The sequence below is a fragment of the Nocardioides marmoriginsengisoli genome (genome assembly GCF_003725695.1).
Lineage (GTDB): Bacteria > Actinomycetota > Actinomycetes > Propionibacteriales > Nocardioidaceae > Marmoricola > Marmoricola marmoriginsengisoli.
On sequence record NZ_RJSE01000007.1, the window covers coordinates 1,210,413 to 1,221,885 of the forward strand.

At 63.9% G+C, this 11,473-nt stretch carries 10 protein-coding genes; 6 read left to right on the forward strand and 4 right to left on the reverse strand.

From position 1 onward, the window contains the following. Nucleotides 1-851 precede the first annotated feature (851 nt). The 6 genes from fdxA to EFK50_RS22995 all read left to right on the forward strand — a co-directional run bounded on the left by fdxA (nucleotide 852) and on the right by EFK50_RS22995 (nucleotide 6,269). Nucleotides 852-1,172 carry a ferredoxin gene (fdxA, locus tag EFK50_RS14385; RefSeq protein WP_123228203.1) on the forward strand — a complete coding sequence of 107 codons (321 nt, stop codon included), beginning with the start codon at nucleotides 852-854 and terminating at the stop codon, nucleotides 1,170-1,172. Nucleotides 1,173-1,183: 11 nt separating this feature from the next. Then, entirely contained in the window at nucleotides 1,184-1,585 is a 402-nt protein-coding gene (locus tag EFK50_RS14390; protein WP_148046184.1) for a hypothetical protein, read from the forward strand. 356 nt (nucleotides 1,586-1,941) lie between these two features. Then, nucleotides 1,942-2,748, forward strand: coding sequence for a Phenylacetic acid catabolic protein (locus tag EFK50_RS14395; protein ID WP_183407838.1), 807 nt, complete (start codon nucleotides 1,942-1,944; stop codon nucleotides 2,746-2,748). A gap of 50 nt (nucleotides 2,749-2,798) precedes the next feature. Then, complete coding sequence (locus EFK50_RS14400) at nucleotides 2,799-4,244, forward strand: MFS transporter (RefSeq protein ID WP_148046185.1); 1,446 nt, start codon at nucleotides 2,799-2,801, stop codon at nucleotides 4,242-4,244. 177 nt (nucleotides 4,245-4,421) lie between these two features. Continuing rightward, a complete protein-coding gene (locus EFK50_RS14405) occupies nucleotides 4,422-5,108 on the forward strand; it encodes a short chain dehydrogenase (protein WP_246004160.1) in 687 nt (228 codons plus the stop codon). A gap of 159 nt (nucleotides 5,109-5,267) precedes the next feature. Next, the gene (locus tag EFK50_RS22995) at nucleotides 5,268-6,269 is read left to right on the forward strand and encodes an LLM class F420-dependent oxidoreductase (RefSeq protein ID WP_123228208.1); all 1,002 of its coding nucleotides are present in this window, start codon (nucleotides 5,268-5,270) and stop codon (nucleotides 6,267-6,269) included. 56 nt (nucleotides 6,270-6,325) lie between these two features. Here EFK50_RS22995 and EFK50_RS14415 read toward each other — a convergent pair. From EFK50_RS14415 to EFK50_RS14430, 4 genes are all read right to left on the reverse strand, one after another. Next, a protein-coding gene (locus EFK50_RS14415) for an IS3 family transposase (protein ID WP_425454385.1) occupies nucleotides 6,326-7,515 on the reverse strand; the annotation gives its coding sequence in 2 pieces (ribosomal slippage) (nucleotides 6,326-7,249 and nucleotides 7,252-7,515; 1,188 coding nt in all). Between the two features lie 528 nt (nucleotides 7,516-8,043). Beyond that, complete coding sequence (locus tag EFK50_RS14420) at nucleotides 8,044-8,745, reverse strand: hypothetical protein (RefSeq protein WP_148046186.1); 702 nt, start codon at nucleotides 8,743-8,745, stop codon at nucleotides 8,044-8,046. Between the two features lie 11 nt (nucleotides 8,746-8,756). Further along, nucleotides 8,757-9,152: a M57 family metalloprotease gene (locus tag EFK50_RS14425; RefSeq protein ID WP_183407839.1), complete on the reverse strand. Its 396-nt coding sequence runs from the start codon at nucleotides 9,150-9,152 to the stop codon at nucleotides 8,757-8,759. Nucleotides 9,153-9,624: 472 nt separating this feature from the next. Continuing rightward, nucleotides 9,625-11,262, reverse strand: a complete 1,638-nt coding sequence (locus tag EFK50_RS14430; protein ID WP_123228211.1) for a GMC oxidoreductase — start codon at nucleotides 11,260-11,262, stop codon at nucleotides 9,625-9,627. Nucleotides 11,263-11,473: the final 211 nt, after the last annotated feature.

An 11,473-nucleotide genomic window follows, 5' to 3' on the forward strand; every position in this document is an offset into this window, starting at 1 on the left:
AGCAGGCGAGGCGTCGGGTCACTGAGCGTATTGCGTACGGCTGCGGACGGTGCTGGTTGCTGCATGCCAGGCGCTCCTTCGAGTCTCTGTCGAGCAGGATCGACGAAATCAGACTATCGTTAGAAATCGTCAAATGCACGCGCCCGTTCTGCGGCCGCAGGGCCGAGCCACCAGTGCGTTCGACTGGTCGCTGTGATCACCCGTAGAATCACTGTCGTGGCGGAAGAACACGACGTAGCGATGGGTCCGGAAGGCGAATCGCACACGGGCCCGCACTTGGTGCGCTCGGAGCTCGGTGAGTTCGTGCTTCTCCGGTGTGTGGCCTGTAGGGCCTGGAACGGAATCACCAGCAGGCAGTGCGCCGCCTGTGGCAGCCAGGGCCTCGTTTGGGAGGTCGCCAGCGGAACCGGCAGTCTGGTGGCGGTGTACCGCGGCGAACGCACGGACGAGGAAAATTCGTCCTTCGTGCCAGTGAATGCGGTCGTTGAACTGTCTGAAGGCCCTCTGTTCTCCTGTGTGCTGGAGAGCTCCGAAAGGGCGCCTTTCGGCGAGCCCGGGGGTCCAGTTGCTTGGACGGGTCGCATCGTCGACAGCCGCCTTCTCTTTGCGCCGGCTCCTCAACGCTAGACGCCTCCTGCGTCAAGCGCGCCACCGATCTTCGAGGTGAGCTTGGGCTCGTTGCCGACTTCTCGCTGACGCGAGCGCTCGCTAGGGGTGTATGTGGTGCCGTCATAGGTGGTCCTGGGCCCGCCCTGAGCTCATAGATGCTCGCGAAGCCTTGTGCTCTGAATCGAACAACCGTTAGAATCCGAGAAGTTCGATTCGCAGTGTGTAGCCCGTGAGGAGCCAAAGTGACATACGTGATTGCGCAGCCCTGTGTCGACGTGCTCGACAAGTCGTGCATCGACGAGTGTCCGGTCGACTGCATCTACGAGGGCGCTCGGATGCTCTATATCCATCCGGACGAGTGTGTCGACTGCGGCGCGTGCGAGCCGGTCTGTCCAGTGGAGGCGATCTATTACGGAGACGATCTCCCGCAGGAGTGGAACGACTTCGCGGAAGCTAGCGCGGAGTTCTTCGACGGACTCGGATTGCCGGGAGGCGCTTCGGCGCTCGGCAAGGTCGACAACGACCCACCGTTCGTTGCCGCGCTGAAGAAGACGGCGTCGTGAAGGACTGGCGCATGAGCATGGACGGCAACCCTGACGAGCCAACTCAGGCACTCCTTCTCGTTCTGACCCGGCCTGTTAGCCCGGACGTGGACGGTGAGTTCAACACGTGGTACGACGACGTGCACCTGCCGGAGGTTGTCGACCTGATTGACGGCGTGACGGGGGCGACTCGGTACCGCTTGCGTGACCCGTTCGACCGCGAGCCGAACGACCATGCCGACAAGGGTCATGAACAGGCCGGCCCGTACGGGTATCCCTATGCGGCGCTCTACTCGATCGCATCGCGTGACCCAAGTGACGTCGTCAAGGACATCCTTCGACACAGTTCTGACGGTGGCTTCACCATGTCGGACGCGCTTGACACTCGGTCCCTACGGCCCACCTTCCTGCTGCTGGACTCACTGGAGTCATGACATGGCACGTGAAGAAGGCTGCCGACTTGCTCTCGACTCGAGGAGCTCATCGAGAGCCACTCACCCGCTTTGGGACGTCCAAACGAGGACGGGGTCTCCTGCGCCGTGGGTCTCGTCCGCCGTTGACGCCGGGGCGCTGATCGCCGAGGGACTGTTCGCGGGTGGTCGAGGATCGCTCGCCGCCGTCCTGGGCGCTCTGCGGCGGGGTGCCGTCTGAGTCGTCACCGCTTGGTCGACCCGCGCGATGTGTCGACAGCTGTCCGAATCCCATCTTCAGACGGAGGTGCGCAGTGGTTGGATCCTCTCCCGCAGGCTGGCATGCTCGGCCTTCCGATTCGGGTGTCGTTCTGGACGACGTGTACCTGCGCCTCGCGGACGAAAAACTGATTGTTGGTCAGGTTCTCGTGTCGACGGCTTGGCTCGCGCCCGAACCAACCGTTGTTTCCGTGGTGTCGCTGATGGGGGATGCGGAGCTCGACCGCTCTCGCGCCCTCTACGCCAACGCTGTCGGCCCCCAGGGTGAAGCGATTGACGCTGCGATCTACTGCAGGGCCGACTCGGCGTTCGCGTCGTCATCTCTGGCGGACTGGTTGCCCAGGACATGGGTGGGCCTCGTCGTCAAGCAGGTCCTCTACTCCACGGCTCACGTCGCAAGGTTGTGCGCCCTCGAAGATCTGGGGTTGGAAGGGGTCACCAGTGCGGCCCGGTTGTCTACGGCAATGTTTCAACGCGACTTCTGGTCGCGCTGGTTCGTACGGCTAGCTGCTGACGAGGACCGTGGTATCCGGGAATCGGTTCAGGAAGCTCTGACCTTGCTTTGGCCGGTGGCTCGAGAGTCGTTCGACTTCGGCCTGATAGGTAGTGCGGGATCTGTCTTGAACGCGGCCGGTAACGCGTGGGAGCGATCGATTGCCGACAGATGCATCGAACTGGGCCTTGTCCTTCCTGCTGGCGTGCCCGGGATTCACGATCTGGCCAGGGTTGAGGGAACTCCCGATGCGTTGACAGGCCGAATCTCTGCCGGTGCGCGACTGCGTAGCGTGCTGATCTCGTGGATTCCCCTGAGCGGCTACCTCTTCGAGTTTGGTAGTCCCACGGTGGCAGACCAGGCTCGCGTCGATCGCAGCCTCGTCCTGACTGAGCTTCGAGCGGCGAGGCGGTAGAACCCGTGGAGGAACACCCGGCGGACGAACCAGCACATCGAGGTCGACAGGTGATCGAGGGCGAGGTTCCGGACGAGTCCGGGCTTGTCTCGGACCGGGCTCGGGCTTCATCAAATCGGAATGCGACCCGTGCACAGGACATCGTGCGGGTCCCGGTGATGCTCGGTGTTCTTCTCGGGATGACCACGCTGGGAAGTACCGGCGTGCCTTTGGTGCTGCCGACGATCGCTCATCATTTCGACGTCGGTTTCGGAGACGCGGCTTGGATGGTGACGTCATGTGCGCTGCTCATCGCCGTGGGCGCCGCGATCTACGGCCGACTTGCCGACCTGTTCGGGATACGGATCCCTTTCCTGATCGGCATGGTGCTGTACGTAGCTGGATCCGTCGGCGCTGTCGTGGCTCCGACGTTCGGCCTTCTCCTGGTCGCACGCATCGCGCACAGCATGGGAGCGGCAGCTCTTCCCGTGCTCATTCCTGCCTTGATCACTGGTCTGTTTGAAGGGGAGGCGCGGCAGCGGGCACTGGCTCGGTCCCACGCGATCGCGATCGTTCTGGGTGCGCTCGGGCCCGTCCTCGGCGGCGTGATTGGGGGGCTGCTCGGATGGCGCGCTGTCATGGCGCTACCGCTGCTCGGAGCGCCAGCGTTCGTCGTGCTGTGGAGGTGGCTGAACCTCCGTGGAACCGGCGCCCGGTTCGACGTGGTCGGCGCCGTGCTGGTGAGCGTGGCTGCTGCTGGTGCCGTGTTGATCCTTCAGTCGGCAGCGTCGGGCTTGATGGCTGCATGCGCCGGAGTGGCGCTACTACTGCTCTGCCTGCCCTTCGTCGTCGTGCATGTCCGTCGCCATCCCGACGGCTTCCTTCCCCTTCTGGTGGTGCGAAACCGATTGATCCGGCGCAGCGCCCTCGGCGCGTCGCCGGTGATTGCAGCGTGGTTCACATTGCTCATCACCGTGCCCGCCGCGTTGGCGTCTCAAGGTCGGCCCTCGTGGACGGTTGGGCTCTTCCTTCTCCCGGGCTTCCTCGTTGCACTCACCATGCCGCGTTTGGTCAGCAGGATGCTCGTGGAGCTGGGGGCGTATCGGTCACTTCTGCTCGCAGCCGCAACCGCGACACTTGCACTTGGTCTAGCAGTCGCGGGTGACCTGGTCGATTCGTCCGGCGCTTTGGCGCCGATCCTTCTCGTCGCGGCCTTCTGCCTCATCATCCTCGCGATCAGCCTTGGCCCGCCTGCCCTGGCGTCAGCAGTCGCAGGCGCAGTCGACGCTCGGGTCCGCGGTGTTGCACTCGGAACATCGAACCTGATGTTCGCCGTGGGCGGGAGTCTCGGGGCGGCCGTGGTTGGCGGGCTGGTGGAGCCGCTTGGCACTGCCGCAGCGGTCGGGCTCGTCGCGGCAGCTTCGGGTGTGGGCCTGGTCTCTCTCAGCATCTCCCGACGTGTGTCCCGAGACGGAGCGACGATGCGGGGTTCGATCATCGAGTTGGAGACGTCGTGACTGGCCGCACGACTTGGAGGCTGGTTGCACGGTTCGGAGGGAGCGGCAGATGAACTGGCATGTGATCAGGGTGCCGAGGAGGGACCTGAACCAGGCGCTCGGAGCGATTCGATCGGGCGGCGGGACCGTCGTCGCGACCAACCTGTACGCGGACGATGTTGCCATCACATACCTCACATGAGACGCGTGGCCGCCCGAGATCTTCGGACGGTGACCTTCTCGGAACGAGCGATTCGTGGACGATCTGATACCTACGGAGGTAGGAACTTGAAGATTCTGCACGTAGGAGCGGGTGACGTGGGCACAGCGGCCACGGCGGCTCTGCGAGCGCGCGGGCACGTCGTGGTGACTGCCCATCGCGCATCGGCCAGCAATCCCGTTGACCTCACCGCCCCAGGGTCGGTCACTGGACTGTTGGAAAGGGTGGGCGGGATTGACGCGGTCATCTGCACCGCTGGTTCGGCTCCGTTCGGGGCGTGGGACGAGCTGGACCGTAGTGCGTGGATGACCGGACTCGGCAACAAGCTGCTCGGTCAGGTGGAACTCGCGCAGGCGGCAGTCCCCTACCTGGCGCCTAGCGGGTCGGTCACACTCACTAGCGGGATTCTCTCCCGGGAGCCGGTGGCGGGCAGCGCCGTAGCGAGTGCTGTGAACGGCGCGCTCGAAGCATGGGTCCGATCGGTCGCTCTCGAGGGGCAGGGACGCTTCCGCATCAACATCGTGAGTCCGACACTCCTTGCCGAGTCGAAGGAGAGGTACCAGGACTATTACCCCGGGTTCCCAACGGTCGACGGTCAGGTAGTCGGACAAGCGTTTGTGCGTTCCGTTGAGACGCTCGAGACAGGGCGGGTATACGCGATCTGACCCGGTTCACGGTCGCAAACAAGGTCGGGTACGACGGCCGCCTGTTGACGCGGGACCGATGGATGCCTTGCTCGCCAAATCGAACGGAGGTTGGGATCGTGGCGTGTGACACGCAGTCTGTAACCATGAGGTGCCAGCGCGCTCAACGGAGCAAACCCCATGACTGAACCTTGGACAGGCGACGCTCAGAACGTTCCCAGGGTGGGGGTCGTCCTGCCGCTGTGGCCGAGGCAGTCTCCGGGTGAGATCTTCGAGGTTGCTGCGACGGTATCTCGGCATCCGTTCGCCGAGATGTGGCTCGGCGAGATGGGAACTTGGGACGCGATGTCCGCGATGGCTGCGTGTATTAGCGGTCTGGCAGAGCGTACGACAGCGACTGTCGGGCCCGTTCCGGTTGGCGTCCGGACGCCCGTAGACCTTGCTCTCGGACTCGCGACGCTAGGGCAGGTTTCCGGCCGAGCTGTCGACCTAGCGCTCGGGGCCTCCGTTGCTTCCATTGTCGCGGGCTGGCATGGCCGGCCGCACGGCCAAGCGCCTGAGCGCACGAGAGAGCTAATTCAGGCATTGCGACAGATATTGAGCGGGGAGGTCACAGACTTCGCCGGTGCGCACGTCCGGACGAGTGGCTTTCGGCTCAGCGGCCCCATGCGCTCGTCTGTTGCTCTCGCAGCATTTGGCCCAAGTATGGTCCGTCTGGCTGGAGAAGTCGCGGATCGTGCCGTTCTCAACCAGGTCACTCCGGGCGAAGTCGCCAGGATCCGCTCGGAACTCACCGAAGCGGCTGCAAATGTCGGCCGGCCATGTCCGGAAGTCGTGGTGTGGATGATGTCTAGTTTGCGCGACGACCCCGACTCGGTAGGTCAGATAGCGCGCAACGTTGCGATCTATTTGCGCCAGCCCCGCTATCGGTCGATGTACGAAAAGCTCGGGTCGGGGAGGGATTTGCGGTCACTAGCCGCGATGTCGGTGAGTGAGGCAACCCGCGCGGTGCCCCGTTCGCTGCTCGACGCAGTTGCCGCGATTGGACCGGCTGCGGTGCAGAACTCACGTATAGACGCGCTTCGTCGCGCGGGAGCTGACGTGGTTTGCGTCGTTCCAGCGACCGCAGGGGATGCGGGAGCTCGCGGGCTGCTCGCCGAGTTGGCCACGGTTTGCCAGTGACTGACCCCTCGATTCAGTCCATCGGGCGTGATGCAGGAACTGGTGACGGTTTCGGTTTAGGCCGCGGGGGCCTTGATAGCGGTGATCTTGTTCTCGTACTCGACGGGGGTCAACCCGCCGAGTGAGTCCTGGGGTCGTTGGCGGTGGTACTTGCGTTCGATCCAGACCACGATCGCCAGGCGGAGCTCCTGGCGGGTGGCCCAGCGGCGCTGGTTGAGGACGATGGTCTGCAGCAGAGACCAGAAGCTCTCCATCGCGGCGTTGTCGCCGGCTGCGCCGACGCGGCCCATCGAGCCGACCGTGCCGTGACGGTTCAACGCGTGGGCCATCTTCCGTGACCTGAACTGGCTGCCTCGGTCGGCGTGCAGGATGCAGCCGGCGACGTCGTGGCCCTCGAGCCGGCGACGAACAACTGCGTTGTCCAGGGCATCGACGGCGAGCTGGGCGGTCATCCGGTCGCTGATGGAGTAGCCGACGATCCGGTTGCCGCACACGTCCTTGATCGCGCAGCAGTAGAGCTTGCCCTCGCTCGTGGGGTGCTCGGTGATGTCGGTGAGCCAGACCCGGTTCGGAGCATTGGCGGTGAAGATGCGCTGGACGTGATCGTCGAAGACCGGTGGCCCGGCCTTCTTGCCCTTCCCGCGGCGTCTGCGCTGCACAGCCGAGAGAATCCCCGAGGCCGAGCACAACGACCAGGCCGTGCGCCTGCTCATCCGCCAGCCGCTCTTGAGCGCTTCGTGAGCCAAGAACCGGTAGCCGAAGGTCGGGTCATCGCGGTGAGCGTCGCGCAGGGCGTTGATCCGGTGCGCTTGGGTCCACTCAGCATCAGTCACCGGGTCCTCGCACCAGCGGTAGTAGGGCTGGCGGGCGAGCTTGAGAACCCGACACGCGACCGCGACGGGGACACCGTCACCGGCCAGCTCGCGCACGAGCGGGTACATCATTTTGCAGAGCCACCAAGCTTCAGGTTCGCCTGCGAGAGATAGGCAGCAGCCCGGCGCAGCACTTCGTTCTCCTGCTCCAACAACTTGGCTCGACGGCGCAACTGCCGCAGCTCCTCGGACTCGTCCTTGGTCACGCCCGGACGTTTGCCTTCCTCGACGTCGGCGGCCTTGAGCCAGTTCGTCAACGACGCCTCACTGATCCCGAAGTCCTCGGCGATCTGCTTCAACGTCACCCCGGGACCACGGCCACGGGCAACCGCGACAACGCCATCGCGGAACTCTTGGGGATAGGGAGCAGGCATAGCGACATCCTCTCCTCCAGTGCGCTCACACCAGAAGTCAGTTGTCACCTATCCCTGCGTCACGCCCCTGGAACGGTCGTCCTGCTTCTGAATCGGGAGCCATTGACGGCTGAGTCTAAGGTCGTCGGCGACCAGGAGCTGCAATGGCGCCTGAAGTAGGATTCAACCCGCTGGCAGAAACCAGCCACTTACAGTCAGCCGCGATACCAGGTCACTCCACTACACTCCGAAGTTGACTGCAAGGTCTTCCCGCGTAAACCCGAGGAGATCCGCGATCCTCCAAGTCAATCCGTAGTGGCCGATCTCGTCCAGAGGTCGCAGGTTCAAATCCTGCCCCCGCTACAAGTAGAAATCAGCCCCTGACCTGCAGCAATACGGGTCAGGGGCTGATTCGTATATCGGAGCGCTTGAGCGAAACCAGAACCGCCCCATATGACGGCAACACAGCTACTGTGCGACTTCGGGTTCATGATCGTCCCGAGGCCGCACGGTAGCAATCACACAACAGCATGAGCGAGATCAGGCCTACTACTTGGCGCTTACTGCCGTCCTAACATCAGCAAGGGCACTGTCGAAGGTGAACTTCTGATCACCTTGCCAGCCCCGCAAGGCGCTTTCTGGGCCACCGTCCATAAGGAGCGTCTGCGGGTCGTAGACCAGCAGAATAGGAGCGCTGGGATCTGATACCCCTGCCCTGGGGCTCTCGACCTTAATGCGTTGATCGGCTTTCGGTCTGAATGGCGAAGCCATGGCAAGAACTCTGGCGCCAGTGGGTATCGACTTCCCGAATTCATCAACGGGGATCGCGGCGTCGCCTCCCGTGACCAGGTCTCCCTTTGCGTCCAAGGTCTGAACTCCGCGGGGACGAGTGAGGAAGGCATAGCCTGACTTGAAGCTGTCAGAGTCGCCCTTGAGTACTTCACGGACCTTGACCCTGATCACGACGTATCTGTCTACTTCGGTCGTGCCGTCGCTGTAGGTGAATGACTCGGTTTGGCCATCTTCGAATCCGTCTACGGTCCCGAGGACAACGTTCTCTTCGCGGGAGGCGACCCCGGCGGGCGTTGTTTCAGTCGGGAAGTTGCCGCCCCCCATGCGGTAGAACACCCCATCGTCGGCGTAGGCGGCATTCGCGATGTCGTTCCCGTCGATCGCTTGTGGTGTTGAGGACCCTAGGCCGCATCCTGTTAGGAGCAGGGCAGTCAATGCCCCGAGCGCGATTTCTTTCACGATTGTTGTCCTCACCAGTTGCTGTTGATCGCCGCGATGTCGTGCACGCCGTAGACGCGAGTCCAGGACGCTCCGCTGTCCCATACACCGCTGCGCATGCAATTGTTGCCGCCGCCGGAATCTGCTGACACCGTGTAGGGGTCTCCGTGGCCGTAGTGCCAAAGTCCGACCGTGTGACCAATCTCGTGACAGATCGTGTGGCGGATCTCGAAGTTCACGTTTGTGGCGTAGGCCGCGATCGTGCCTGTGTCGACGCGGACCCGAAACCGGTCGCAACGGCCGTTCGCCCAGGAGCGGGCACACCAGGTATCTCCTAGGGAACCACCGGTGTCACGTTGCTGCACGCGAACATCGACCGAGGTCGTGCATGTCCCGAGTTCGTCAGTCGTGACGTTCGTCGACGTCATGAGGACGTCCATCGAGTATCGAGTCCGGTCTCTCACTGCTGTGTTCGAGGGCCAATCGGGATCGAAACAGAACGTGTGCGTTCCATGGTCTGCCTCGGCTATCCGGTCTGGCCATGGCCGGTGGTGAGCAAGAGACGAACCAGCGGCCAGGAACTGCGCCACCACGGCGACCAGAGCCAGTCCGGTGATGAGACCTATGCGCTTCAAAACGTGCCTCCGTTCGCGGCCCCGTCCATGTGATGGAACTCACCATTACCGTTATAGACGCCCGCAGTCCACGATCGGTTCCACTGGGCTAGGCCAGGACTCGACGAACCAACGCAAGCCTGCGGTCGTACGCAAACCAGGCACCCGAGCGCTGCCGGGCTCTTCGGAACTGTGGATCGCACGTCCGAGTCCTCCCAGCACCCCTCGAGCGACAACGAGGCCCGCACAGCACCTGTGCGGGCCTCGCCGTTCGTTGACCTCGGACTCAGAGATCGGTGGCGATGATCTTCTCGATGTTCCGCTCAGCCAAGGCCGTGATCGTCACGAACGGGTTCACCGTGGTGTTGCCCGGGATCAGCGATCCGTCGATGACGTAGAGCCCTTGGTAGCCGTGCAGTCGGCCGTAGTTGTCGGTGGCCTTGTTGATGACGGCGCCGCCGAGCGGGTGGTAGGTGAGGCCGTCCTGCCAGACCTTGTAGGCGCCGAACAGGTCGGTGCGGTAGATCGTCCCCTCCTTGCTGTTGATCTTGTCGAAGATCGTCTTCGCCATGGTGATCGAGTCCTGCTTCCAGGCGGTCTGCCAGGAGAGGTCGACCTTCTGGGTCGCGGGGTTCCAGGAGAACTCCGCCCGGCGGGTGGTGTTGGTGATCGAGAGGTACAGCGATGCGTACGTCTCGATCCCGGTCGGCAGCGGTGCCACCTCGGCGAACGCCCCGCCGGCGTCCCAGTTGTCGATGCCGGAGCAGGGGATCGTCGACTGGAGCTTCCCGGTCGGGTCCCACATGTGGTTGGCGCGGCCGCACATCACGTTGCCGTTGTCGCCCCAGCCCTTGCCGACCTCGCCGTTGAGCCCCGGCAGCACGCCGGTGGACTTCAGCTTCACCAGGAGCTTGCTGGTGCCGACGCTGCCGGCGGCGAAGAACACCTTGGCCGCTGTCACGGTCTTGGTCGCCACCACCGTGCCGACCGTGTTGAGCTGCTCCATCGTGACGGTGTAGCCGCCGGCCGGAGCCGGTGCCACCGACGTCACCCGGTGCAGCGGTGACACGTTCACCCGGCCGGTGGCCAGCGCGGAGGCGAGGTAGGTCTTGACCAGGGACTTCTTGCCGTAGTCGTTGCCGTACATCACCTGAGCGTCCAGCGCCGAGCGCGGCACCGTGTTCGCCTGCTCGGCCTTCATGTAGTCCCAGTCGTACGTCGTCGGGACGAACGTCCACGGGAAGCCCGACCTCGCGGCGTGCTTCCGGCCGACGCGCGCGTACTGGTAGCAGCTCGCGGTCTCGAACCAGGCCGGGTCGATGTTGCCGACGCCGAGCGCGGCGTTGGCCCGCGGGTAGTAGGTGCTGTACATCTCGGCCGCGTCGACCGAGGGCAGGATCGAGCTGAACCGGGACTGCTTCGGCGTGACCGCCATCCCGCCGTTCACCAGCGATCCGCCGCCGATACCCCGGCCCTGGTAGACGGTGATGCCGGCGAACTCCTCGGCGTCGAGGACTCCCGTGTACTTGGCGATGCTCGAGTCGATCGGGAAGCCGAAGAAGTTGCTGACCGGCGCCTTCGACTTGGTCCGCAGCCAGTACGCCCGCTGGTCCGGCGAGGTCACCTTGGGGAAGATCTTCCCGTCGGATCCGGGGGTGTCCCAGGACATCCCCATTTCCACCATCTCGACGTTGGTGCCCGCCTGGGCGAGCCGCAGCGCCGCGACGGCGCCGCCGTACCCGGTGCCGATGACGAGTGCCGGGACCGTCGCCCCGTCGCCGATGTTCGCGGCCGACGCCGAAGACGCCGGCCCCACGACCGGGATTCCCAGTGCCGAGACCCCGAGAATGGAACCCGTGCCGGCCAGGAACCCGCGTCGACTGACGCGAGCGGTCCCGATGCCGGAGGTCGTTGACTTGCTCATGTGATCTCCCTCACGTTTGCCCGATAGTGGAACATGTTCTACCGGTACTCCGGGGTTTCGTCACTACCTACTGAGAGGTAACTCCGGTTGCGCGGCCGTCGAACCTCTTGAAAATGCCGGACGTCGAGGTTCTGAGTCTGCTATTGCGAGCAGCTCGATAGTGAAGAAATATCGGTTATTCCATTTCTATTCTCGTTCCGTATGACGGCCG